The 22,354-nt window shown below is 63.9% G+C and carries 25 protein-coding genes and 1 pseudogene; 14 read left to right on the top strand and 12 right to left on the bottom strand.

Features of this window, described 5'->3' with window-relative positions:
- Window positions 1–77 precede the first annotated feature (77 nt).
- A complete protein-coding gene (locus LB577_RS21015) occupies window positions 78–635 on the bottom strand; it encodes a GNAT family N-acetyltransferase (RefSeq protein WP_224688160.1) in 558 nt (185 codons plus the stop codon).
- Window positions 636–669: 34 nt separating this feature from the next.
- Entirely contained in the window at window positions 670–1,374 is a 705-nt protein-coding gene (locus LB577_RS21010) for a DNA helicase (protein ID WP_224688159.1), read from the bottom strand.
- Between the two features lie 368 nt (window positions 1,375–1,742).
- Between LB577_RS21010 and LB577_RS21005 the strand changes: the two genes are divergently transcribed.
- Entirely contained in the window at window positions 1,743–2,744 is a 1,002-nt protein-coding gene (locus LB577_RS21005; RefSeq protein ID WP_224688158.1) for a murein L,D-transpeptidase catalytic domain family protein, read from the top strand.
- A gap of 40 nt (window positions 2,745–2,784) precedes the next feature.
- On the opposite strand, the gene LB577_RS21000 is transcribed toward LB577_RS21005, so the two are convergent.
- Window positions 2,785–3,576: an alpha/beta fold hydrolase gene (locus tag LB577_RS21000; RefSeq protein WP_013893633.1), complete on the bottom strand. Its 792-nt coding sequence runs from the start codon at window positions 3,574–3,576 to the stop codon at window positions 2,785–2,787.
- Window positions 3,577–3,676: 100 nt separating this feature from the next.
- On the opposite strand from LB577_RS21000, the gene LB577_RS20995 reads away from it, so the two are divergent.
- The 5 genes from LB577_RS20995 to LB577_RS20975 all read left to right on the top strand — a co-directional run bounded on the left by LB577_RS20995 (window position 3,677) and on the right by LB577_RS20975 (window position 7,468).
- On the top strand, window positions 3,677–4,651 hold the full coding sequence (locus tag LB577_RS20995) for a LysR family transcriptional regulator (protein WP_224688157.1): 975 nt from the start codon (window positions 3,677–3,679) through the stop codon (window positions 4,649–4,651).
- A gap of 121 nt (window positions 4,652–4,772) precedes the next feature.
- Window positions 4,773–5,321: a DUF6496 domain-containing protein gene (locus tag LB577_RS20990; RefSeq protein WP_224688156.1), complete on the top strand. Its 549-nt coding sequence runs from the start codon at window positions 4,773–4,775 to the stop codon at window positions 5,319–5,321.
- 243 nt (window positions 5,322–5,564) lie between these two features.
- On the top strand, window positions 5,565–5,921 hold the full coding sequence (locus tag LB577_RS20985) for an SPW repeat protein (protein ID WP_140572030.1): 357 nt from the start codon (window positions 5,565–5,567) through the stop codon (window positions 5,919–5,921).
- Between the two features lie 164 nt (window positions 5,922–6,085).
- Entirely contained in the window at window positions 6,086–7,003 is a 918-nt protein-coding gene (locus LB577_RS20980; RefSeq protein ID WP_224688155.1) for an NADP-dependent oxidoreductase, read from the top strand.
- Between the two features lie 24 nt (window positions 7,004–7,027).
- Complete coding sequence (locus tag LB577_RS20975; protein WP_224688154.1) at window positions 7,028–7,468, top strand: DUF2267 domain-containing protein; 441 nt, start codon at window positions 7,028–7,030, stop codon at window positions 7,466–7,468.
- Between the two features lie 62 nt (window positions 7,469–7,530).
- Here LB577_RS20975 and LB577_RS20970 read toward each other — a convergent pair whose 3' ends face one another.
- From LB577_RS20970 to LB577_RS20960, 3 genes are all read right to left on the bottom strand, one after another.
- Window positions 7,531–7,746 (bottom strand): hypothetical protein, encoded by a 216-nt coding sequence (locus tag LB577_RS20970; protein ID WP_013893626.1) that lies wholly within the window; start codon window positions 7,744–7,746, stop codon window positions 7,531–7,533.
- 65 nt (window positions 7,747–7,811) lie between these two features.
- On the bottom strand, window positions 7,812–8,051 hold the full coding sequence (locus tag LB577_RS20965) for a hypothetical protein (RefSeq protein ID WP_013893625.1): 240 nt from the start codon (window positions 8,049–8,051) through the stop codon (window positions 7,812–7,814).
- A gap of 249 nt (window positions 8,052–8,300) precedes the next feature.
- Window positions 8,301–8,750, bottom strand: coding sequence for a GatB/YqeY domain-containing protein (locus LB577_RS20960; RefSeq protein ID WP_224688215.1), 450 nt, complete (start codon window positions 8,748–8,750; stop codon window positions 8,301–8,303).
- A 277-nt stretch (window positions 8,751–9,027) separates the two neighbouring features.
- Here LB577_RS20960 and carA point away from each other — a divergent pair, with 277 nt between their 5' ends.
- The 3 genes from carA to LB577_RS20945 all read left to right on the top strand — a co-directional run bounded on the left by carA (window position 9,028) and on the right by LB577_RS20945 (window position 10,947).
- Window positions 9,028–10,233 carry a glutamine-hydrolyzing carbamoyl-phosphate synthase small subunit gene (gene carA, locus LB577_RS20955; RefSeq protein ID WP_224688153.1) on the top strand — a complete coding sequence of 402 codons (1,206 nt, stop codon included), beginning with the start codon at window positions 9,028–9,030 and terminating at the stop codon, window positions 10,231–10,233.
- A gap of 68 nt (window positions 10,234–10,301) precedes the next feature.
- Entirely contained in the window at window positions 10,302–10,553 is a 252-nt protein-coding gene (locus LB577_RS20950; RefSeq protein ID WP_224688152.1) for a type II toxin-antitoxin system RelE family toxin, read from the top strand.
- A gap of 10 nt (window positions 10,554–10,563) precedes the next feature.
- Window positions 10,564–10,947 carry a helix-turn-helix domain-containing protein gene (locus tag LB577_RS20945; RefSeq protein WP_224688151.1) on the top strand — a complete coding sequence of 128 codons (384 nt, stop codon included), beginning with the start codon at window positions 10,564–10,566 and terminating at the stop codon, window positions 10,945–10,947.
- 6 nt (window positions 10,948–10,953) lie between these two features.
- On the opposite strand, the gene LB577_RS20940 is transcribed toward LB577_RS20945, so the two are convergent.
- From LB577_RS20940 to LB577_RS20930, 3 genes and pseudogenes are all read right to left on the bottom strand, one after another.
- Entirely contained in the window at window positions 10,954–11,871 is a 918-nt protein-coding gene (locus tag LB577_RS20940; RefSeq protein ID WP_224688150.1) for an aldo/keto reductase family oxidoreductase, read from the bottom strand.
- Window positions 11,868–13,132 (bottom strand): annotated as a pseudogene (locus tag LB577_RS20935) (TCR/Tet family MFS transporter). Before LB577_RS20935 ends, LB577_RS20940 begins: the two are co-directional and overlap by 4 nt.
- Window positions 13,133–13,288: 156 nt before the next feature.
- Window positions 13,289–14,215, bottom strand: a complete 927-nt coding sequence (locus LB577_RS20930) for a neutral zinc metallopeptidase (protein WP_224688149.1) — start codon at window positions 14,213–14,215, stop codon at window positions 13,289–13,291.
- A gap of 175 nt (window positions 14,216–14,390) precedes the next feature.
- On the opposite strand from LB577_RS20930, the gene LB577_RS20925 reads away from it, so the two are divergent.
- Entirely contained in the window at window positions 14,391–16,481 is a 2,091-nt protein-coding gene (locus tag LB577_RS20925; RefSeq protein ID WP_224688148.1) for a hypothetical protein, read from the top strand.
- A 25-nt stretch (window positions 16,482–16,506) separates the two neighbouring features.
- Here LB577_RS20925 and LB577_RS20920 read toward each other — a convergent pair whose 3' ends face one another.
- Together LB577_RS20920 and mntR are read right to left on the bottom strand one after the other, a co-directional pair.
- Window positions 16,507–16,695 carry a hypothetical protein gene (locus tag LB577_RS20920; RefSeq protein WP_224688147.1) on the bottom strand — a complete coding sequence of 63 codons (189 nt, stop codon included), beginning with the start codon at window positions 16,693–16,695 and terminating at the stop codon, window positions 16,507–16,509.
- 94 nt (window positions 16,696–16,789) lie between these two features.
- Window positions 16,790–17,239: a manganese-binding transcriptional regulator MntR gene (mntR, locus tag LB577_RS20915; RefSeq protein WP_013893617.1), complete on the bottom strand. Its 450-nt coding sequence runs from the start codon at window positions 17,237–17,239 to the stop codon at window positions 16,790–16,792.
- Window positions 17,240–17,471: 232 nt separating this feature from the next.
- On the opposite strand from mntR, the gene LB577_RS20910 reads away from it, so the two are divergent.
- From LB577_RS20910 to LB577_RS20900, 3 genes are all read left to right on the top strand, one after another.
- Window positions 17,472–18,836 carry an Nramp family divalent metal transporter gene (locus tag LB577_RS20910; RefSeq protein ID WP_224688146.1) on the top strand — a complete coding sequence of 455 codons (1,365 nt, stop codon included), beginning with the start codon at window positions 17,472–17,474 and terminating at the stop codon, window positions 18,834–18,836.
- A gap of 76 nt (window positions 18,837–18,912) precedes the next feature.
- Window positions 18,913–19,761 carry a protein-L-isoaspartate O-methyltransferase family protein gene (locus LB577_RS20905; protein WP_224688214.1) on the top strand — a complete coding sequence of 283 codons (849 nt, stop codon included), beginning with the start codon at window positions 18,913–18,915 and terminating at the stop codon, window positions 19,759–19,761.
- Window positions 19,762–19,872: 111 nt separating this feature from the next.
- The gene (locus LB577_RS20900) at window positions 19,873–20,523 is read left to right on the top strand and encodes a dihydrofolate reductase family protein (RefSeq protein WP_224688145.1); all 651 of its coding nucleotides are present in this window, start codon (window positions 19,873–19,875) and stop codon (window positions 20,521–20,523) included.
- Window positions 20,524–20,577: 54 nt separating this feature from the next.
- On the opposite strand, the gene LB577_RS20895 is transcribed toward LB577_RS20900, so the two are convergent.
- A complete protein-coding gene (locus LB577_RS20895; protein WP_023767131.1) occupies window positions 20,578–21,447 on the bottom strand; it encodes a LysR substrate-binding domain-containing protein in 870 nt (289 codons plus the stop codon).
- Window positions 21,448–21,542: 95 nt separating this feature from the next.
- Here LB577_RS20895 and LB577_RS20890 point away from each other — a divergent pair, with 95 nt between their 5' ends.
- Entirely contained in the window at window positions 21,543–22,142 is a 600-nt protein-coding gene (locus tag LB577_RS20890; protein ID WP_224688144.1) for a LysE family translocator, read from the top strand.
- Window positions 22,143–22,354 lie beyond the last annotated feature (212 nt).

Here is a 22,354-nt window from a genome sequence, read left to right as displayed (position 1 = left end):
TCAACCACCCCCACCCCATCCGTGCCCTGTCCGACCACGCGCCGTGTGCTGACGAGCACGGGTGAGGATGGCGCCGGCTACAGTTTGATCCGGAACCGCAAACTCTCCGCCCCGCCATAGGCGGCATCCTCGAAGAAGCGCTCGACCAGCCTGCCGCCATTGGCCAGGATCACCTTGTGCGACGCCGGGTTGCCCGGCTTGGCGGTGATCTCGACGTGAGCCAGGCCAACCGCCCTCGCCTCGTCCAGCATCAGCCGCAGCGCCTCGGTCGCGTAGCCGCGCCGCCGCTTCCACGGCACCACCGCATAGCCGATATGGCCAAGCACATGCGGCGGCAGGTCCGCCGTGCCTTTCTGCCAGCGCAAGCCGATCGAGCCCGATGCCTCGCCGTCCCAGATCCAGCGGCGGAAACCCGGCAGGCGTGGCACTTTCGTCCCGTCGGGCAAGGTGATCGGGCCACCTTTCGCCTCGGGATCGTCGAGGCTGGCCAGAAACGCCACCGGATTCTCTTCTATCGCCGCAAGTTGCTCGCGCGTCGCCTGCAAGAGCCGCACATTGTCCGGCGACCAGCCGCGCTCAAGCGCCGCCTTGTAGGACGGCAGATGTTCAAGCGCGGGTCTGACGATCTCGACCATGATCCATGCTCTCTAGCCGTGGCCGGGAGAACGCTCAAGCCGCCTGGAAGCGGATCTCGCCCTTGTTGAGGAAACACGCCTTGCTGAACAGCGACAGGTCCAGCGGGTTCGGCAACCGGATATCGCCGATACCGGGAAACGGCTTCGTCGATGGATCGTATGAGCGGTCGATCTGCGAGATGAAGACCAGGATCACGCCGCTGTCGCGTGCGAAGGCCTTCAGCATGCGAACCTGGTCCATCAGCTCGGGATTCTCCCGCTTCTGGTCGAGCAGCTGCAGATAGTCGATGACCGCCAGCGTGCCGCGCGGCGCCGATCCCAGCACTTTGACGATATAGCCGGCGCTGATGGCATCGGAATTGTCGAACTCGAACAGTCCGCCGAACTGCTGCGGCTCGATGCCGATGGCGCGAAGCCGGTCGAGCACATCGCTTTGTGTATATTCCAGAGTGAAGAACACGCTGCGATGGCCTGACTTCATGGCTTCGGCCGCGAGTTCGAGGCTCATCAGGGTCTTGCCGTGGCCCGGCCGCGCGCCAACCAGGACCAGATCGCCGGGCGCCAGCCGCGCAAACAGCCTGGCGGCGGGCGAGATTTCGGCCACCTTGGCCGCGAGCAGGCTCCAGCCGGCAAAACCTTCGCGAGCGGCAATACGGTCAAGTGCCTGGTGGAGCGGGATTTTTGCCTCGCGCGACAACAGCCTGGCTTGACGCTTCAGATGGTAGATGGGCGCGATCATCGCAAAACCTCCTGGTGCGAGCAGTTTTCGCAACCCCTCCTCATGCCTTGTGCTCGAACAGTCGGTTCGGTGATCGGAGTGCCCCGCATGAACGAATGCTTTCCCGGCGGAGGGAGGAGGCACGGGCCGTGCCAGAATCAGATGATAGCGCAATCCCAAGGGATCGAAAATCGCGCACATCCCTGGATCCGCAGTCGAGCGGCGCAAGCCTTGAGCCAGCATCCCGGCCTACGGACGTTTTGCGCGCCGCCTTCGTGCCTATTTGACGGAGCGCTAAACAAGATGTGTTTCGCCGATTGGCGCGAGGCATTTTATGATCGGCTGCTTGCGGCAAGGATTCGCAAGGCTTCGACAGGAGAATTGAACCGGTGCGGTTGAGATCTGTCCCTTTGGGTATCGTCGCCGGCTTGTCGCTTGTCGTCATCGCTTTGACGGTATCGGCCCGGTCCTTCGCCGCGCTGCAGCCATCCGATATTCCGGCCTGGCTGCAGGCTCATGTCGGTGACGGCGATGGCCAAATCTCGCAAGTGGTCCTGGAGCGGGCGCGCGCGCTTTACCGCAAGAAGGTCGCGCAGGGCGCCGTCAGGAACCCCTGCTATTTTGCCATGGACGCCACGCGTCCCGGCGATCTGGGCAACGGCGTGCTGGGGCGCCGGTATTACGTCGTGTGCGAAGCCAGCCAGTCGTTTCACGCCATTTCGTCGGGACATGGTGGCGGCCGCAACCTGAAAGGCACGGTCGATTTCTCGAATGGCAGGCGCTGCGCGAAGAATTTCGGCAATGCCATGGATTCGGAGCTGACCGCCGGCGGAGCCTACATGACCCGCGAGGCGAAAACCTCGTTCAAGGGCTATTACCGCACTGGCGCGAAGCAGGACGTGGCCTTCCAGCGCACCTTCATCCAGTTCGATGGCGAAGGCGAAGCCGCCAACGCCAGGCAGCGCGTGATCGGCGGCCATGCCGCGCAGGTGCTGCACGGCATGTGCATGCGCAAAAGCCCGAACAGCTCCTATGCCGACCACGATGGTCTGGTGCCGTTCGGCAAGCTGGTGGACTATGCCGGCGGCCGCAGCAATGGCTGCACCAGTTGGTCGCCTTCGGATGCGCGGCAGATCATCTCGATGGTCAAGGACAACCCGACGACGCTATACATCTACCCGGAATCGCGCGACATCGCCGCCGTCGCGCAAGCATCGGCCAAAAGCCATTCGCTGTCCGGCACAGATCTCTACTGGAACGCCTCCTGCCTGAAAGAAATCGGCGCGCCGAAATTCTGGCCGCGCAAAACCCTCGAGCCGATCATCGTGCAATACAAGAAAGACCATCCGGCGGCACCGTCGCAACCAGTGCCGATCTGCAAGGAGCCGTGAGGACCACTACGTCGCCAGACAGCAGACCACGGACTCTCGGTCAGCGCAGGAAATCGAGCACGGTTTTTATGAACTCCGCCGGATACTCCACATTCGACAGGTGAACCGCGGGCAGGACAACCAGCTTCGCGCCGGGCACCGCCGCGGCGATCAGTTCGCCGTGGCTGGCCGCCGTCACTGTGTCGTGCTCGCCGGCGATCACCAGCGTCGGCCGGTTGATCAGCGCCACGCTGCGGCGAAGGTCGGCATCGCGAACGGCGGCGAACAGACCCGCCAGGCCTTGCCGGTCGATCGTCAGCAGCATGGTGCGGAATTCCGCGATGATGGGCTCGTTGGCCGCCACCATCTTGGCGGGGAACCAGTTGTTGAGGAACATTTCGGCGGTTTCCGACATGTCGGGCGCCTGCTGTACCGAGACAATCCGCTCGTCGAAATAGCTTGCCGGCCCGAGATGCGACGAGGTGTTGCTCAGGATCAGCCGGTCGATGCGCTCGGGCGCGTGGACGCCGAGCCATTGCCCGACGAAGCCACCCAGCGACAGGCCGAGGAAATGCACGCGTCCAAGGCCGAGCGCATCGAGCAGCTCGATCACGTCGCGGCCGAGCCGGTCGAGCGAATAGGCCCCGATCGGAACACTCGACCCGCCATGGCCGCGAAAATCGTAACGCAGAACACGGAAATGCCGGGACAGCTCGCCGACCTGCCCGTCCCACATATGCAGCGTCGTGCCGATTGAGTTCGACAGCATCAGCACCGGCTTTCCGGCGTCGCCGTCGAAGCGGTAGGCGATGCGCGTGCCATCGCCGACAGTCACGAAGTTCAGCTCACTCATGATGAAATTCCTTCTGGAACGTTGAATGAGGCTAAGCGTAGCTGCGGCCGGCTTTTGGTGATATTACAAAGATAGGACAATCTCTGTAGTCAAAGCTGACATGGCCGAATTCACCTTGCACGACTTGCAATGTTTCGATGCCGTGATCCGCACCGGCGGCTTTCAGCCGGCGGCCGCCCTGCTGCACCGCTCGCATCCGGCGGTGTTCGCCGCCGTCGCCAAGCTCGAACGGCAGCTTGATCTCGTTCTCCTGGACCGCAGCGGCTATCGCGTGCGCCCGACCGAGGCAGGGCTGTCGTTCCACCGCCGCGCGCAAGCGCTGCTGCGCGAACTGGAAGGTCTGCGTGTCCACGCCGCCCAGCTCTCGATGGGCGAGGAAAGCGAAATCCACGTTGTGATTGGCGACCTCTGCCCGCGCCCGCAGGTGCTTGGCATGCTCGGGCGGTTCTTCGCTCAATGCCCCGGCACGCGCCTCCATCTGCACTTCGAAGCCGTCGGCGGTCCGTGGGAGCGCCTCTTCGATGACGAAGCCGATCTGATCCTGCACTGGGTCGATAAGGGCGATGCACGGGTGGAATGGGTCGATTTGTGCAAGGTGCCCTTCATTCCCGTGGTGGCGCCTGGCTTTCTGCCGCAGCGTATCAAGGAGCCGATCACTCCCGATCAGATGCAGGCACTCACCCAATGCGTGATGCGCGACAGCGCCCGCCATTCGCCACAACAAAACTATTCGCTGATCGAAGGCGCGCCGCAATGCCTCGTGGCCGACCAGGGCATGAAGAAGGAGATCATCCTGCAGGGCCTCGGCTGGGGTCACCTGCCCCGCTTCCTGATCGAGGACGAGTTGCATGACGGGCGCCTGCGTTCCATTGCCGGCCGGCATATGCCGGGCCGCACCGACGAGCTGGTGGTGGCGCGCCGCCGCGACCGCCCGCACGGCCCGGTCGCGAACCGGCTCTGGGACCATATCCAGCAGGAAGCGCCGGCACTACGCCGCGCGTTGGAGCCTCGGAGGCCCGCCGGAGAGATGCCGACCAACCAGTCGCGAAAGGTGCAAGTGGAAACCGGTCGTTAATGACGGGCCGTGACTATCGGCATAGGCCGCGATTGGGATCATTTGCATCCTCGCCGCGTTGACCACCTGAGACGAGCGCACCATAGCGCGAACGGCAACGCCACAGTTGGGAGAGATGACAATGCCTGACAAGAAAATCATGGAGAAGGCCCGAGAGGACAAGCGCGAGGGCAAGTCGCCGAGCACGCAAGCCGGCGAGTTTGTGCGGGACGAAATCGAAAAGGTCCGCCAGGGGAAGCATGGCGCACGCTCGACGCGGCAGGCTATCGCCATCGGACTTTCCGAGGCGAGACGGGCAGGCGTGGACCTGCCCCCGCCCGAGAAGGGCAAGGTGAAGGAGAGCACGCGCAAGAGCGCCGAATATGCGTATGAGGCTGGCCAGGGCGAACGCAAGCCGAAACGCCGGCCGCGAGTCTCGAAAGCGGTCTCCAAGGTGCTCGAGCGCGAGCCGAAGAACACGGCATCGCACGAGGCGCTGTCGCAGCAGGCCAAGCGCGCGGCCTCGCGCCGGACGGCCGAGGAACGCTCGGCTGCCGCGGAGAAGGCGGCCGAGACGAAAGGTGCATCCGGTCGTTCCGCCGCCGCACGCAAGGCAGTGCGCACCAAAGGCACCCGCGGCAGGAAGCAGGCGGCGCGGAAGTCGGCCAGAACGCGTACACACCACGCGTAGGTCAAGATGGCATTTGTGCCTCGCGGACGGATCCAGCGGGCCGAAACGCGCCTGGCTGCGCTCCAGATTTGTCGATTGGAACCGACGGACTGCAATCTAGTTAGTAAGCCAGCCCAGTTAGTGAGCCGGCCCAGTTAGTAGGCCGGCAAGTCTGGTTGCAGCCTTGCCGCGATTTGACCGGCGGTCTCAAGGCCGACCAGCTGAGCTTCGGAAGCGTGGAAAGCACGCTTGATGGAGAAAATCATGAACCAGTGGTCAAACGCCAAGCTTTGTGACGTTGCAAATCTGATCCTAGGAGCAATTCTGTTCGTGTCTCCCTGGCTATTCGCCTTCGCGTCGGGAACGCAGTCCCAGAATGCCATGGGCAGCGGAATAGTGATTGTCGTACTTTCGATCGCCGCCCTCGCCGCCTTTGCTGTCTGGGAGGAGTGGCTGAACCTCGTTGTGGGTCTTTGGGTACTCGTGTCTCCCTGGGTGCTTGGATTCCAGGCAACCACGGCTATGAGCGTGCATGTTGTAATCGGCGTTCTGGTCGCGGTCCTGGCTGCGATCGAGCTCTGGATGATGCATCAGAACCCTCCGACGCAGTCCGCGGCCTAGCAGGACCGCCCTGCTCATCGGCGATGACACCTGCTCATCGCCGATAACGTTGGAAACGCCGGCTGGCGGATGATGGGTAAATGAGCGCGGAGCGCCCGCAACCGGCCGCTCCGTTGCTAACGGCAACCCGCAGCCGAGCCATGCGTGACAGAGAAGGTGTCGATATGAAAGCAGTTCGTATCCATGCTTTTGGCGGGCCGGAGGTTCTTTCCATCGAACAAGTCCCCTTGCCTCAGCCGCTTGACGACGAGGTTTTGCTCAAGGTCCGCGCAGCGAGCGTCAATCCGGTCGACTACAAGATCCGCGAAGGTTCGAGGAACCAGGCTCTGCCGGTCACGCTCGGGCGCGATGTGTCCGGCGCGGTGGAAATATGCGGCACGCGGGCGCACACGCTGAAGAAGGGCGACGAGCTATTTGCCATGCTTGGTCAGGACCGAGGCGGCAATGCCGAATACGTCGTGGTCAAGGCGACGGAGGCGGCCGCCAAACCGGATCGTCTAAGCCACGTCGAAGCCGCGGCGGTGCCGCTTGCGGGCATCACCGCGTGGCAGGGCCTGTTCGATCATGGAGGCCTCAAATCCGGCCAAAGGGTACTCATCCATGGCGGCGCCGGCGGCGTCGGTCATATGGCGATCCAGCTGGCCAAGGCCGCAGGTGCGTTCGTCGCGACAACCGTTTCGGCCGAGGATGTCGTCTTCGTCCGTGAGCTTGGCGCCGATCAGACGGTCGACTACAGGAACCAGCGTTTCGAAGAGGTCGTCGATGAGGTCGACCTTGTGTTCGACCTCATCGCGGGCGACACGCAGGACCGCTCCTGGGAGGTGCTCAGGCCAGGCGGGACACTCGTTTCCACGCTTTCCCAACCTTCGCAGGAAAAGGCAAACTTGCATCGGGCGCGTGGCGTCTCCTATGTGGCCGAGCCGAATGCGGCGCAGCTCGCGGAGATTGGCCGCCTTATCGACGCTGGCAAGGTCACCCCCTTCGTGCAGGCTGTCTATCCTCTTGGAGAGGTCGCCACAGCCGAGGAACGGCTGGAAAACGAGCATGTCCGCGGCAAGATCGTGCTCGAGGTGTCCGCTTAGCAGCCTGGCCGAGCCGCCGCGACGATGAGCGCTACCGGTTTGGATGTTTTCGACAGGACGCTACAGACAACGAACATCTGGCTCGACGAGATTATGAAAGATCATGGGCCGGATCGGCGGATTGCCTGGCACATATTGGGTGCGGTCTTGCGGACCATAAGGGACAGGCTGCAGATCGGACTTGCGGCCAAGCTTGGGGCGGAACTGCCGCTCTTGGTGCGCGGTGCTTATTACGACCACTACCGGCCCGCAGCCGAGCCGGACAAGACGCGCTCCCTGGAAGATTTTTCGCAGCATATCGACGAGGAATTGAAATCGATCCGCCCTGTCGATCCCCAAGATGCCGCGCGCTCGGTGTTCCGGGTTCTTACCCGGCATATCGACCTTGGTCAGTCGGCCAAGGTGCGGGACGCGCTGCCGAAGGAAATCCAGGCGCTCTGGCCGGAGAGCGTCGGCGCCAAGTAGCGGCGTCACCGAATCCGGCGGCTCGCCAACCAGCCGACCCGGGACTGGCGCCCTGCGGGGCGTCAGTCCCGCAAACGGTTTGCGGCATGGTCCTGGCGCTGCTCGGTCGCGACCTGTTTGGAGTCCAGACCGCGTTCCCGGGAATGCTGTGCCTTGTCGCGATTGGAAAGGACCTGGTTTTCTTCCAGCTTGTCCTTTGGCGTTACAGTCATGGCACCTGTGCCAGACCCCTTTCCCTGTGAACCTGCTCCGATGTGCTTCTTGCTACCGCGTGCCATGGGCTGCCTCCAATTCATGCCAAGGGCTGCCTCCAATTCATGCCAAGATGTTGCAGGGTCGGTGCCTAGTTGCGGTTCTTGTGATGGACGCTTTCCTGATTTTTGCCGCGAAGGATGTTGCGATCGTCGGGATCGACGAGATCAGGTGTGTCGGTCCTCATGTCCGAGCCCTTGCGCAGCGCTTCACGTTCCGCTGGCGACCGTTTCAGGTCCGCCTTCGCATCGAAATCCTTGCTGGCGTTTTTGGTATTTTCCCGCTCTTCAATGATGCGCATCTGCTGATCGTGGGTTCTGCGTCCGGTCATCGCTTCCTCCGGCATATTCGTGTTGGCGTCGCAGGCTGAGGAGATGACGCAGGGTCATCTGAGTGGCCCGTTGCGGCATCCCCAATCCGAGCCTGTCCTCATGGTGATAATGGCAAGGCGCCGGGATCGTTCCGAAAGCTGCTCGCCATTTGGTGACTCGGCGGTATCCGAGTTTCAATTCCAAGACATGGGTTCGGAGGCGACCAGGTCGGCTGAAATCGCTCCGGAGGTGGATGATGGACAGCGCCCCTACTGCAGCAGCCCCTTGACGATGCCGCTTGCCTTGCCGAAATCCATCTGGCCGGCATATTTCTGCTTCAGCGCGGCGATCACCTTGCCCATGTCCTTCTGGCTGGCGGCACCCGTCGCCGCGATCGCCTCGCGCGCCGCGGCCGCGATCGCCGCATCGTCGAGCTGCGTCGGCAGGAAGCCGCGGATGATCTCCATCTCGCCGCGCTCCTGCGCCGCCAGTTCCGGCCGCTTGCCGTCCTCGAACGCCTTGGCCGATTCCTCGCGCTGCTTCACCATCTTGGCCAGGATCTGCAGGATCTCCTCGTCGCTGGCCGGTCCCTTGCCGGCGCCGCGATTGGCGATGTCGCGATCGTGTATGGCGGCCTGGATCAGCCGCAATGTCGGCAGCCGGTGCTTGTCCTGGGCCTTCATCGCGCTCTTCAGGGATTCGGCGATTTTTCCGCGCATCATGCTTTCTCCTTCGGCCGGCGCGGACAATAGCGCCGGCGGCAAGCCAAGGCAAACCCTCATATCACGTGGCAAGTGTCTGATATTGCTGGATGAAATATTTCGCCGCCGCATTTCGCATGATCATTGACCGCCCCGCCCCCTTCCCCTATGTACTCAGCCTTGCATGAACTGAAGCCTGACTGCGTGGAGCCGCGAATTCGCCGCTTCGCGCCGTTTGCCGCGCGGATGGCCCAACGGGCCGGTTGCAAGCGCGCGGCCTGATAGGAGTGCCGACATGGCCGAGATGACGCCCGCCTGGGCAATCGAAAAGCCGACCGCCTTGCTGGTGCTGGCCGACGGCACCGTCATCGAGGGTCGCGGCCTTGGCGCCACGGGCTCGGCTGTCGCCGAAGTCTGCTTCAACACGGCACTCACGGGCTACCAGGAAATCCTCACCGATCCGTCCTATGCCGGCCAGATCGTCACCTTCACCTTCCCGCATATCGGCAACATCGGCACCAACGGCGAAGACATCGAGGATCTCAATCCGGTCGCACGCGCCGGCGCCGTGGGCGCGGTGTTCAAGGCCGACGTCACCAATCCGTCCAACTACCGCGCCGCCGGTCACCTCGACCAGTGGCTGAAGAAGCGCGGCATCGTCGCGCTTTCGGGCATCGACACCCGCGCGCTGACCGCGCTGATCCGCGAAAAGGGCATGCCCAACGCCGTCATCGCGCACGCGCCCGACGGCGTCTTCGACCTCGAAGACCTGAAGCGTCGCGCCGCCGCCTGGTCGGGTCTGATCGGGCTCGACCTTGCCAAGGAGGTCACTTCGGGCCAGTCCTCGGTCTGGCGCGAGACGCCCTGGGTGTGGAACGAAGGCTTTGGCGAACAGGCCGAGCCCTCCATGCACGTCGTCGCCATCGACTACGGCGTCAAGCGCAACATATTGCGCCTGCTTTCCGGCCTCGGCGCCAAGGTCACCGTGGTTCCGGCCAGCACCGGCTCGGAAGAGATCCTGGCCATGCAGCCCGACGGCATCTTCCTCTCCAACGGCCCCGGCGATCCGGAAGCCACCGGCGACTATGCCGTGCCGGTCATCCAGGATCTGCTCAAGACCGACATTCCGGTGTTCGGCATCTGCCTCGGCCACCAGATGCTGGCGCTGGCGCTGGGCGGCAGGACCGCCAAGATGCACCAGGGCCACCACGGCGCCAATCATCCGGTCAAGGACCACACCACCGGCAAGGTCGAGATCGTCTCGATGAACCACGGCTTTGCCGTCGACGCCGACTCGCTACCCGCCGGCGTCGAGGAGACCCATGTCTCGCTGTTCGACGGTTCGAACTGCGGCATAGCGCTGACCGGCCGCCCGGTGTTCTCGGTCCAGCATCACCCCGAGGCCTCGCCCGGCCCGCAGGACTCGCACTATCTGTTCCGCCGCTTCGTCAATCTGATCCGCGAAAAGCGCGGCGAGGAATTGCTGGCCGAGCGGGCTTGATCCTGCAAGATTGACGATCTGCGATAATATCGCTTAACTCATAGCGATAAATCTGCGATACTGGTCTTGTGAAGACGATCATCCTTTCGGTATCGGCGGCTCGCGATCTAGACAATCTGCCCGCCGATGTCCGCGAGCAGGTCTCCGAAGGTTTGATCGCTTACGCAGTCAGCGGCCGTGGAGATGTAAAGCGTCTTTCCGGCAGGGACGGTTACAGGCTGCGGATCGGGCGCTACCGCGTCATATTCGATGAAGATCGCGCCACGATTCTGGCTATCTGTATCGGCAAGCGTGAAACGACGACCTACAGTCGACCATAGGACAGATCACATGAACGCTCCGCAAATCATAAGGACCCCAACCGGCGAAGAACTGGTCGTCATCCCGAAGGCGGACTACGAGGCATTGCTTCATGCCGCCGAAGAAAACCTGGAAGACGCTGCCGATGTAGCAATCTACGACGAACGGAAGGCCGGGCTCAAAACGGAAGAGACCCTGCCTGCCGACGTGACCATGGACATTTTGCGGGGCTCCAGCCGCCTCAAGGCGCTGCGCAACTGGCGCAAGCTGACGCAAGCCGAATTGGCGGGTGCAATTGGTGTCAGCCAGGGTTTCCTGTCGGATCTCGAATCCAATCGCCGTAAACCATCAGCGCAAACCAGCAACATGCTGGCCAAGGCACTGGACATTCCGGCCGAGTGGATCGAACCGTAGAAGCGCCTAAGCCACCGGCCGGCCTTCGCTGGCTTCCAATATGGCGAACCATTGCTGGCGGTCGAGCACGATATCGAGCGCCTTGACCATCGCGGCCAAACGTTCTGGGTTCATCGAACCGAGCACCGGCACTGGCCGGGCGGGATGGCGCAGCAGCCAGGCGATGGCGACAGCGGCGAGATCGCCGGCACCGATCTCGGCTGCCACCGCCGCCAGCGCCGCCCGCACCCGCGCCTCGCGCGCTTCCCTGCCGGTGAACAGCGAGCCGCCACCGAGCGGCGACCAGACCATCGGCGCGTAGCCGAGACGCTGCGCGTGGTCGAGGCTGCCGTCGGTCAGCGCGGACGTCTTCAGCACCGACATCTCGATCTGATTGGTGGCCAAGGGAAACGGCAGCCGCGATGCCAGCAGGTCGAACTGCGACGGCGTGAAATTGGACACGCCGACCGCCCTCGCCTTGCCTGATTTAACCAGCGCGGCAAGTGCCGCCGCCGTCTCGTCCGCATCCATCAGCGGATCCGGCCGGTGCAGCAGCAACAGGTCGAGATAGTCGGTGCCGAGATTGGTGAGCGAACGGTCGACCGAGGCTGTGATATGCGCGGCGCTGGTGTCGTAGTGCTTCAACCGGTTTCGCGGCCTGTTGGCGGACGCCAGCATGATGTCGCATTTCGAGATCAACTCGATCTGCTCGCGCTTGCCTTTCCAGCGCGCCAGCCCGGCGCCGAACGCCGCCTCGACCTCGTAGTGCCCATAGATGTCGGCATGGTCGAAACTGGTCAGGCCGAGATCGACGGCGCTGCCGATCAGCCTTGCGACTTGATCGGCATCCGGGCGCACGGCTCCGTCGAGAAGGCGCCAGGCACCGAAGACCAGCCGCGACAGCGACACGTCCTTTGTCAGCGCAATGCGGCTGTCGTGGCTCATACCTGTGCTCCGTCTTCGGCAACGCCGGTGGTGACATTTGCACGCGTCGCCGGCCGCGCCACCTTGGTGACAAAGACGATGACCGCCAGCGTCAGGAAGCACGCACCGACCAGATAGGGCGCACCACCGAAAGTCACCGGCGCGCTTGGCCCGGTGAACCAGGAAAAGATCGCCGTATAGAGCAGCGGCGTGATGATCGAGGTGATCGAGAAGATCGAGGTCATCGCGCCCTGCAGTTCGCCCTGTGCCGACGGCGGCACCTTGGCGGCGGCGAGGCTTCGGAGCGGCGGATCGGCCAGCGCTTCCAGGCAGCCGACGACGATCACCGCATAGATCATCCATCCCTGCGAGGCGAAGGCGTAGCCGAACGCGCTCGCCGCCGTGAATGTCAGCCCGATGACCGCCGTTCTCCACTCGCCGAGCCTGGGGATGATGCGCGGCAGAACCGTGCCCATGATGATCGCGCCGCATAGGCCGAAGGCGCCGAGCGAGAAGCCGATCTGCTGTTCGCTCCAGCCATAGCGGTAATTGGAGACGAACGACCAGACCGCCGGGTACATCATGTGCCCGAGCGTCATCAGGAAGAAGACGAGCCCGATCCAGCCGATGCCATGATACTGGCGCATCTGCAGCAGCGTGCCGACCGGTTGGCGCGTTTCCACTCGAAGCGGCGCCGATGCTTTTCATCCAGCGTTTCCGGCAGGAAGAACATCGCGATCAGGAAGTTCACGAAGGCAAGCCCGGCGGCGAAATAGAACGGCACCCGCGGTCCGAACGTGCCGAGCAATCCGCCGAGCACCGGCCCGATGACGAAGCCGACGCCGAAGGCGATGCCGAGCAGGCCGAAATTCTTCGCCCGGTTCTCATCGTTCGATATGTCGGCGATGAAGGCCGATGTCGTCGAATAGCTGGCGCCCGAAATGCCGGCCAGCACGCGCCCGATGAACAGCATCGGGTAGGACCACGCGACCGCGCAGATCAGGTTGTCGATCGAGAAGGTCAGCACCGAGGCGAGCAGGATCGGCCGCCGTCCGAACCGATCGCTCAAGCCGCCCATGATCGGCGCGAAGAAAAACTGCATCGCCGCATAGACGAAGAACAGCCAGCCGCCTTCGATCGCCGCGCCGCTGATGCTGACCCCGGTCAATTCCCTGAGATAGGCCGGCAGCACCGGCATGATCATGCCGAAGCCGATGATGTCGAGCAGCAGCGTGGTGAAAACGAGCGCCAGGCCCCGCCTGGCGGTTTTGGGATCGATCATGACGGGTCAAGCTCCTCGGTCCGCCCCGGGGCCTGGGCGAACGCACCTTATAGGCGAGGCCGCAATAAGGAACAATGCGGGAACAAGCAGGAATGTTTGATCCTGACATCCCCTGACGGCGTGTTCGCCGTCAGGCTACCGGCGTGAATCGAGTGCTCAGATTGCACCGCTCATCGTATTGCAATCCGAAAGCTTGCCGCTCTTGTAGCCGCGCGCCAGCCAGGTCTGCCGCTGCTGCGAGGTGCCGTGGTTGAAGCTTTCCGGCACGACATAGCCCTGCATTTTCTTCTGCAGCGTGTCGTCGCCGATCTGCTTGGCGGCGTTGAGCGCGCTTTCGAAATCGCCCTGCTCCAATATGCCCTTCTGCCCGGTGTAGTGCGCCCAGACGCCGGCGAAGCAGTCGGCCTGCAACTCGATGCGCACCGACAGCTGGTTGGCATCGGCTTCGCTCATGCCTTGCCGCATCTGGTTGAACTTGCCCATGATGCCGGTGAGATTCTGCACGTGGTGACCGACCTCATGCGCGATCACATAGGCACGAGCAAACTCGCCGGAAGCGCCGAACTGCTGGTCGAGCTGCTGGAAGAAGGTCATGTCGAGATAGACCTTGTGATCGCCCGGACAATAGAACGGTCCGGCAGCCGCAGAGGCAAAGCCGCAGGCGGAGCGGACCTGGCCGGAAAACAGCACTAGCTTCGGGTCTTCATAGGTCAACCCCTGCGACTTGAAGATGCCGGTCCAGGTATCCTCGGTCTCGGCGAGCACGGTCGCCACGAACTGCTTCATCTCGTCATTGGCAGGGGCGGTCCCGCTGTCCTGGCCGCCGCTGTTGTCGGTGATCTGGCCACCGCCGCCGGGCAGCAGGCCGCCATCGCCACCGCCCAGGATCGTCGAGGGATCGAAGCCGAAATACCAGCCGGCGAGGACCACCAGGATGACGAGGAAGATGCTGCCGCCACCGCCGGCACGGCCGCCGATCGGGATGCGGAACTGGCCAGGGCTACCGCCGCCGATACCGCCACCGCCGCTGTCGCTGCGGTCGTCCTCGATATTGTCACTCTGACGACGGCCTTTCCAGAGCATGGCAACTCCCCGTGATGTAAACGTCCCCGTTGCTCCGGCAGGCCGGCTCAACCCAACAAACAATTATCCCAATGGTTGCACCAAGTCACAGTATTTTTCAGCGCCCGCGTGACGGCTTCAGAGCACTGGCCGTGACCGGCGAACGCCTGTAGCATCGCCGCAACGGGAGGGGCACGTGAGACTGAAGACGATCGGTCGATTCCTGTCGCTGCTCGCGACCCTGCTCTGTCTTGGCGTCATGGACGCCGACGCGGTGACGCTCGATTCCAGCGTTGCCGTCACCGATCCCGCCACCTTGCAGGCGCTGGAGCGTGACGGTCTTTCGATCAGTCGCCTGCTCGGGCCGGCACTCGGCCTTACCCGCGAGGTTGACAATCGCGGCCTGTTTTCGGTGCCGGCGCTGGCCACGGTGCGCGACACGGTCAAGCTCCAGATCGCCGAGGAGCCGAAGACCAGCCCCGATCCCTATGTCGCCGCCATGGCGAAATCGAAGGACACCAGCCAGAAATTCAATCCGAAATACATCGACGACGACGGCTCTACGCTCGACCTGACTGGCATCGTCAACCGCATGGACCGTGGCTATCTCGGCCACACCGAATGCGGTGAGATCAGGCTGATCTACCGCTTCCACTATTCGGTCGCGGAAAAGCCGGCCAAGGGCAAGCCAATCGGGGGGAAGACTGCGCAGCGCATTTCCTCGCGCCTGCCGTTGACCATGAGCCTGGTGTTCAACGCCAAGCCGAAGCAGGCGCAGGCCCGCGCCTCGAAGGATCTGCCTGATACCACCGATGTTTCCTGCGCCGACGTCGCCCGGCGCTGGCTGGCCGCCGGGCAAAAGGACCTGGCGCCCGAACAGCTTGCCGCCTGGCTGCGCTCCGACGAAGGCCCGTTGTCGGGTGCCATGCTGAATTCCTCGCAGGTCATGCGGCTCGAACTCAACATGCAGGTGCTGCGCCTGTCCGCCTCGACGCGGCGCGATTTCGGCGGCCACGCCGAGTATCTCCTGAAGATCTTCAAATGGGATCCGGCGACCTCGAGCTTCTACGAATCGAGGATGGAGAACCAGATCGATCGGGCGACGGTGCTGGCCGACAAGCCGGCCTTCGCCAAATGGCTGCTCACCGACCGCAACATCTACGACCTCGACCATGGCCGGCTGGTCATCGACGAAAAATTCCTGGCCAAAAGCGCCGTTTCGGTCGCGCCTGGAGGCCTCAGCCGCTCGCAGAACAACATCGCCTATGGGCTGGTCGACGATGCCGATATCGACAAGGCGCTGAAGGACTATGTCACTCGGGGCAATACGCTCGCCACCATCAAGTCCGTGGCCGGCTTCGAGCTGCGGCTGAACGAGATGAGCTGTACCGGCTGCCACCAGACGCATGGCATTGCCGGCTTCCACTACACCGGCGCCGACCCGGCCAGCGAGCCGCGCCGCAACGCCGTCTTCGTGCCTGGTTCGGCCGTCTTCTTCGCCGACCTGCCGCGCCGCCGCGCCATTGTCGAGCAGTTCGCCGCCGGCGGTCATCCGGATTTCACCAGAGGTTTCGCCGCCCGTCCCGACCAGAAATATGCCAAGGCGCTGAAGGGCACCGACCTCTACAATGGCTGGGGCTCGATCTGCTATAGCGGTAAGGACGCAAGCTTCGAGGACTGGACCTGCGGCGCCGGCCTGCGCTGCGCCGGCGTCCACGAAAGCTCCATCCACCCGGGTTTCGGCACCTGCGTCAGCGAGAAGGGCACCGCGGTCGGCGACCCCGTCGAGTTCGGCGAGATCAAGATGTCGACATGGGGCAGCGACCAGTATTGCCGTCTGTCGCCGGCCACCGCCAAGGCATGCGCCATCGACCCCGCACGCGACAAGAAACCGGTGGTGAAGCTCGCCGGTTATGGCGCGGCGCGTCAGCGCTACGACAACCCGCAGCAGAAGACCGGCGGCTTTCCCGGCGGCATGCTGCGCAAGGCGACCTGCGACAAGCTTCCCGACGAGGCCACCTGCGGCCGGCTGGCCAAGACCGGCTTCAACGACTGCATCGCCGCGGGCAAGGATCACAAATTCTGCACCAGGGAGTTCACCAAGACCGCCGGCCTGCGCGCCTGCGACAAGGCGCATCCCTGCCGCGAGGACTATATCTGCACCGCCGGCTATGACGACCTGGCCGAAGCCAAGCCCGGCGAAGGCACCTGCATTCCGCCCTATTTCATCTTCCAGTTCCGCGTCGACGGCCATCCCAGAAGCTGGGTGCAGGATGTTCGCGAGTGAACCAACCCTGCATCGCGCAACGGACTTACCCCTTCTGCTTGGCGCCGGCGCTCTTGCCGTCCGAGCTTTTCGAACGCTCCTCGAAACGCGCCGCGCCCTTCTTCAGGGGGTGACCGGTCTCGGCCTCGGTCTTGCGCTCGTCCTTCGCAGCCGCCTGCTTCAATCCGCTGGCCGCCTGCTTGCCCTTCGCCGTCGGTGCCTGTTCAATGCCCATCGCTTCCTCCTTTGGCGCGCGACATCGCGCGGTCCCAGGAGCAACGTGCATGACATCGGACGGTTCCGGCGGCTCGGGGAGCGGCTGGCGCGGCTCAGCGCGCCGTCATTGCCTTGCGGAACGCTTCCAGCGTCTCGGCGCTGACATGGTGCTCGATGCCTTCGGCATCGATGCGCGCCGTCTCCGCGCTGACGCCGAGCGAGCGCAGGAAAGCTTCCACAGTCTGGTGGCGGATGCGGCTTTCCTCGGCGACCTTGCGGCCGGCCTCTGTCAGGAACACGCCGCGATAGGGTTTTCTCGACACCAGTCCGTCGGCGCACAGCCGCGTCAGCATCTTGGCCACCGTCGGCTGGGCGACGCCGAGTCGTGCGGCGATATCGACCTGGCGCGCCTCGTTGCCGTCCTCGATCAGATCGGCGATCAGCTCGACATAATCCTCGACCAGCGCGCTGCGGCGCGCTTGGCGCTGCTGCCGGAATCCTTCCGAATGGACGTCGGCGTCAGGCAGTGGCTCGCGCGGGACCGGTCTGTTCTTCAGCGCCAATGCGCGCTCCTCCTCGGGAGTTTAGCCGTTGCTGCTTTATAGCACGGGCTCTGATTCTTCAGGCCGTTTATTTGCATTCCCCCCTAGCCGCAACCGGCGTTCCCAATTGCCTCTGTCACCAGCGCTTCGAGGTATCGGATAAAAAGCACATACAATGAAATATAGCATATTGCATAATGTTGAGCCATGGCATAGGTTATGGACATTCCCGAACGTCTCGGAAAGCCTGTCCATGTCAGAAGCAGAAGCCACAGCCTCCCGTTCCGCATGGCACTTCGCCAGGCGCGACGAGGACGACCAGCCCAGCCTGCGCGAGGTCAATTCTTCGATCGCCGTGCCGAGTTCGGGCGTCTGGTTCCGCCGCCTGTTCGCCTTCATGGGCCCCGGCTACATGGTTTCGGTCGGCTATATGGACCCCGGCAACTGGGCCACCGACCTCGCCGGCGGCGCGCAGTTCGGCTACACGCTTCTGTTCGTCATCATGCTGTCCAACCTGATGGCGATCCTGCTGCAGGCGCTGGCCGCGCGGCTCGGCATCGCCACCGGCCGCGACCTCGCCCAGGCCTGCCGCGCCTACTACCCGCGCCCGGTCAATTTCGTGCTGTGGATCGCCTGCGAGCTCGCCATCATCGCCTGCGATCTCGCCGAAGTCATCGGCACCGCGATCGCGCTGCAGCTGCTGTTTGGGATTCCGCTGATCGGCGGCGCTGTGCTGACGGCGCTCGACGCCTTCCTGGTGCTGCTTTTGATGAACAAGGGCTTCCGCTATCTCGAAGCCTTCGTCATTGCACTGCTGATCATCATCTTCAGCTGCTTCGCCATCCAGATCTTCGTCGCCGCGCCGCCGGCCGGCACGATCCTGCATGCGATGTTCGTGCCGTCCTCCGATATCGTCACCAACCCCGCGATGCTCTACATCGCCATCGGCATCATCGGCGCCACGGTGATGCCGCACAACCTCTATTTGCACTCCTCGATCGTGCAGACACGTGCCTATGAGCGCACCGAGAAGGGCAAGCGCGAGGCCATCAAATGGGCGACGACGGACTCCACCATCGCCCTGATGCTGGCTTTGTTCGTCAATGCCGCGATCCTGATCGTCTCGGCGGTCGCCTTCCACGAGACCGGCCATCACGACGTCGCGGAGATCGGCCAGGCCTTCGAACTGCTGTCGCCGCTGCTCGGCCTCGGCATCGCCTCCATCCTGTTTGCCGTGGCGCTGCTGGCGTCGGGCCTGAACTCGACGGTGACGGCGACGCTCGCCGGCCAGATCATCATGGAAGGGTTCCTGCGCCTGCGCATCCCCAACTGGGCGCGCCGGCTTTTGACCCGCGGCCTCGCCATCATCCCGGTGGTGGTCGTCACCGCGCTCTACGGCGAAAAGGGCACCGGCCAGTTGCTGGTGTTCAGCCAGGTGATCCTGTCGATGCAGCTGCCCTTCGCGGTGGTGCCGCTGGTGCAGTTCGTTTCCGACAAGAAGAAGATGGGCAATCTCGCCATTCCGCGCGGCGTCGCAGCCCTTGCCTGGGTGGTCGCGGCGATCATCCTGGTGCTGAACTTCAAGCTGCTCTACGACACGATGTTCGGCGGCGGCTGAGGTCTCACCGGCAGTTCGCACGTTCCTGAGCATGATCCGCGACAGATCGCCGGCCCGCGCTATCTTCCGTATTGGCATGAGCAATATCGAGGACATCAGGAAATTCTACGCGCGGCTGATGGCGGCCAATGCCGCCTCGCCAGACCCGCGCCTGGAAGAGGTGTTCGCCGAGGTGCCGCGCGAAGTCTTTCTTGGCCCAGGGCCGTGGACGATCATCGCCGGCAACGGCAAGGTCACGACGCCGAGCGCCGACCCGGCGCACCTCTACCAGAACGTGCTGGTGGTGCTCGATGCCGACAAGGGCATCAACAATGGCGAGCCGTTCCTGCACGCCATGTGGATCGGAAAGCTGGCGCCGAAACCCGGCGAGGCCGTTTCTCATATCGGCGCTGGTACCGGCTACTACACAGCCTTGCTGGCCAGGCTGGTTTCACCTGACGGCACCGTCACCGCGTTCGAACTCGACGGCAGGCTGGCCGATCTGGGACGCAAAAATCTCGAAGCCTGTGGCAATGCGACCGTCATCCATGGCGATGCCGTGACCACGCCCTTGCCGCCATCCGATATCATCTATGTCAACGCCGGCGTCGTCGCCCCTCCGGCCGGATGGCTGGAGGCGTTGCGCCCAGGCGGCCGCATGATCTTTCCCTGGCGCCCGGCCGAGCGCGTACCGCTGGCCGTGATGGTGACCCGTACCGACAGGGGCTTCGCCTGCGATCCCTTCATGCGCTCCTGGTTCATCCCATGCTTCGGCGCCTCGGTGGCGGAGCTTGCCACAAAAATTCCGACCCGCGACGAGGCGACGCGCAGCCGCTCGATCTGGCTGACCAGCGACAGGACACCGGACCGCACCGCCACCGCGATCTTCAGCGACGTCTGGTTCTCGTCGAAAGGTCTCGAAGCGGCACCGCGCGCCCGGAAATGACGGAGGGCCGCCAGGAATTTCGCGTGCCCTGTCGGATTGGCCGCCGATCGCCCGTCCTTGGGGCTGGAATCCGGCCACGACGGCATGGATTGGAGAAACGGGAGCATTCGAATGAGAAAGATCATCGCAGCCACCTTCGTCAGCCTCGACGGTGTCATGCAGGCGCCCGGCGGTCCGGAAGAAGATCCGGTCGGCGGCTTCAAGTTCGGCGGCTGGACCTTCCACTACTTTGACGAGGTGGGGGGCGCGGCGATGGATGAACTCTTCTCCAAGCCCTTTGCCCTGCTGCTCGGCCGCAGAACCTACGACATCTTCGCCGCGTACTGGCCGTATCAGAAGGATCCGATCGCGGACGCCTTCAACCCCGCAACCAAATATGTGGCGACCCACCGGCCGGACACTTTGACCTGGCAGAACACGCAATGGCTTGGGGAAGATATCGTCGCCACGGTGCGCGGCCTCAGCCAGGAGGATGGACCTGACCTGCTCATCCAGGGATCTGGCAATCTGATCCAGACGCTACTCGCCAACGGGCTGGTCGACGAGATCCGGCTGATGACCTTCCCGCTGTTGCTGGGCAAGGGCAAGCGCCTGTTCGGCGATGACGCGATGCCGGCCGCCTTCAAGCTCGCCAAATCGCAGGCCACCAGCACCGGCGTCATCATCGCCACCTACGAGCGCGCGGGCGAGATCGAGGTCGGCTCGTTTGTCACGGGAGAGCCGTCCGAAGCGGAGCTCGAGCGGCGGAAGAACTGGAAGTAGCGGGACGGCCCTGGCACCTTTCCTCTCTACTGAGGAGACCAAGGTCTGCTTGTCTCAAGCCGCAACCTGCCGCCGCGCCAACCCATCGCGGATGTACCGTGCAAACTCCTGCGCCGCCGGGCCGACGCCATGCCTTGGCAGATGCAGGTTGATGGCAAAATTGGGCAGCGGCGGCAGGCCCGACTCGAACGGCAGGATGTCGAGGTCCGGAGGCACGGTCGAGGCGAGCCAGGCGGTGACGGCGAGGTCCGATCGCACCGTGGCCGTCGTCGCGTCGATATTGCCGTTCTCGAACACGGTGCGCCATTCCAGCCCATGTTCGTTGAGCGCCGAAAGCACCGCCGGGCGGAAAGCGCAGGTGTCGGCGACGATCGAAACCGGCAGCGGCCGCTTGGCGCGGGCAACGCCACCCTTAGCGCCGACCCAGACCAGCCGGTCGACGGCAAGGCATTCGCCCGCCGTGGGTCCGACCCGCTCCTCGATTACCGCAAGGTCGATGGTTCCTCCCGCAAGGGCCGTGGCCAGTTCTGGCGACGAGGCGCAGACCAGCGAAATCTCGACCTGCGGATAGGTCTCGGCATAGGCCTTCAGCACCGGCGCCAGCAAGGTGCCGACGAGATCGTAGGGCACGCCGAGCCGCACCTGGCCGGCGACAGCACTTCCCGCCATCTCGGCCCAGATCTCGTCGTTGAGGTTGAGCAGGCGCTTGGCCTTGTCGAACAGCCGCTCGCCGGAGCGCGTCAGGCGCAGGCCGCGCCGGTCGCGCTCGAAGAGGCTGCAGCCGAGCGTGTCCTCCAGCCGCTTGACCTGCTGGCTGACGGCGCCCTGTGTCAGATGCAGCGCATTGGCCGCCGCCGTCATGCTCGCCTTGTCGGCCACGGTGACGAAGGTGCGCACCAGCGCGGTATCGAGATTGCGGATCATCCCAGCATTATAAACGCTAATGTCATGCATCGCAAACATTGCATTTACTGATATAAGTTCAAGCCTACCATGGAGCCTCCGACGAAGGACGCCCCATGCTCCAGCCCATACTGCCGCTCGTCCTGTTTGCCTTCGTGGCCACCGCCACGCCGGGCATCGCCACCACCTTGTCGACCGCCTCGGGTGCGCAGTTCGGCTTTCGCCGGTCGGTTCCGCTGATGATCGGCAGCGCCGCCGGCCTCGCCACGGTGACCGCGGCCGCCGCCGCCGGCCTTGCCGGCCTGCTGCTTGCGGTGCCCTCGCTGCAATTGGCGATGAAGGTGATCGGCTCGCTCTATCTCCTGTGGCTGGCGCTCAAGATCGGCCGCGCCGGGCCACCCAATCTCGATGTGACGATGGCCAGGCCGAACAGCTTCCTTGGCGGCGCCGGCATCCAGTGGATGAACCCAAAGGGTTGGGCGATGGGACTGGGCGCGGCGGCCTCCTTTGCAGCCCTTGCCGATGGGCCTGGACAACTCGCCTTGCTGCTCGGCTCGACCTTCGGCCTCGCCGCCGCCATCTCGCTGTCCGTCTGGTGCGTCGCCGGCATGGTATTGGCCCGGCTGCTCAAGACCGAATGGCAATGGCGCGCGCTCAACATCGTGCTGGCCCTGGTGCTGGCCGCCTCGATCATTCCGATGTGGCGGCCGGCTTGAGGTACGGATTGGTTCTGGAAGGTCTGCGCCAGTACCCCCACCCGGACCTGCGGTCCGACCTCCCCACAAGGGGGAGGTGGGGCGTCCAGCTCTTCCGCTCCACAACACCGCTGTTGTATGGGCAAACAAGGCGCTTCTCACCTTACCCCTTGTGGGGAGGGTCGCTGCGAAGCAGCGGGGTGGGGGTGCGGCTTTTGCAAGCAAAACAGCGT

The sequence above is a fragment of the Mesorhizobium sp. B283B1A genome (assembly GCF_020165735.1).
Classification (GTDB): Bacteria; Pseudomonadota; Alphaproteobacteria; order Rhizobiales; family Rhizobiaceae; genus Mesorhizobium; species Mesorhizobium opportunistum.
The sequence above is the reverse complement of the archived record's forward strand: the minus strand, read 5'-3'. Positions and strand labels throughout refer to the sequence as shown.

What these genes read in the sequence shown, in the direction of transcription:
- LB577_RS21015 (WP_224688160.1), bottom strand. Translation starts at nt 635, where the DNA reads ATGGTCGAGATCGTCAGACCCGCGCTTGAACATCTGCCGTCCTACAAG.
- LB577_RS21010 (WP_224688159.1), bottom strand. Translation starts at nt 1,374, where the DNA reads ATGATCGCGCCCATCTACCATCTGAAGCGTCAAGCCAGGCTGTTGTCG.
- LB577_RS21000 (WP_013893633.1), bottom strand. Translation starts at nt 3,576, where the DNA reads ATGAGTGAGCTGAACTTCGTGACTGTCGGCGATGGCACGCGCATCGCC.
- LB577_RS20995 (WP_224688157.1), top strand. Translation starts at nt 3,677, where the DNA reads ATGGCCGAATTCACCTTGCACGACTTGCAATGTTTCGATGCCGTGATC.
- LB577_RS20990 (WP_224688156.1), top strand. Translation starts at nt 4,773, where the DNA reads ATGCCTGACAAGAAAATCATGGAGAAGGCCCGAGAGGACAAGCGCGAG.
- LB577_RS20985 (WP_140572030.1), top strand. Translation starts at nt 5,565, where the DNA reads ATGAACCAGTGGTCAAACGCCAAGCTTTGTGACGTTGCAAATCTGATC.
- LB577_RS20980 (WP_224688155.1), top strand. Translation starts at nt 6,086, where the DNA reads ATGAAAGCAGTTCGTATCCATGCTTTTGGCGGGCCGGAGGTTCTTTCC.
- LB577_RS20975 (WP_224688154.1), top strand. Translation starts at nt 7,028, where the DNA reads ATGAGCGCTACCGGTTTGGATGTTTTCGACAGGACGCTACAGACAACG.
- LB577_RS20970 (WP_013893626.1), bottom strand. Translation starts at nt 7,746, where the DNA reads ATGGCACGCGGTAGCAAGAAGCACATCGGAGCAGGTTCACAGGGAAAG.
- LB577_RS20965 (WP_013893625.1), bottom strand. Translation starts at nt 8,051, where the DNA reads ATGACCGGACGCAGAACCCACGATCAGCAGATGCGCATCATTGAAGAG.
- LB577_RS20960 (WP_224688215.1), bottom strand. Translation starts at nt 8,750, where the DNA reads ATGCGCGGAAAAATCGCCGAATCCCTGAAGAGCGCGATGAAGGCCCAG.
- carA (WP_224688153.1), top strand. Translation starts at nt 9,028, where the DNA reads ATGGCCGAGATGACGCCCGCCTGGGCAATCGAAAAGCCGACCGCCTTG.
- LB577_RS20945 (WP_224688151.1), top strand. Translation starts at nt 10,564, where the DNA reads ATGAACGCTCCGCAAATCATAAGGACCCCAACCGGCGAAGAACTGGTC.
- LB577_RS20940 (WP_224688150.1), bottom strand. Translation starts at nt 11,871, where the DNA reads ATGAGCCACGACAGCCGCATTGCGCTGACAAAGGACGTGTCGCTGTCG.
- LB577_RS20930 (WP_224688149.1), bottom strand. Translation starts at nt 14,215, where the DNA reads ATGCTCTGGAAAGGCCGTCGTCAGAGTGACAATATCGAGGACGACCGC.
- LB577_RS20920 (WP_224688147.1), bottom strand. Translation starts at nt 16,695, where the DNA reads ATGGGCATTGAACAGGCACCGACGGCGAAGGGCAAGCAGGCGGCCAGC.
- LB577_RS20910 (WP_224688146.1), top strand. Translation starts at nt 17,472, where the DNA reads ATGTCAGAAGCAGAAGCCACAGCCTCCCGTTCCGCATGGCACTTCGCC.
- LB577_RS20905 (WP_224688214.1), top strand. Translation starts at nt 18,913, where the DNA reads ATGAGCAATATCGAGGACATCAGGAAATTCTACGCGCGGCTGATGGCG.
- LB577_RS20900 (WP_224688145.1), top strand. Translation starts at nt 19,873, where the DNA reads ATGAGAAAGATCATCGCAGCCACCTTCGTCAGCCTCGACGGTGTCATG.
- LB577_RS20895 (WP_023767131.1), bottom strand. Translation starts at nt 21,447, where the DNA reads ATGATCCGCAATCTCGATACCGCGCTGGTGCGCACCTTCGTCACCGTG.
- LB577_RS20890 (WP_224688144.1), top strand. Translation starts at nt 21,543, where the DNA reads ATGCTCCAGCCCATACTGCCGCTCGTCCTGTTTGCCTTCGTGGCCACC.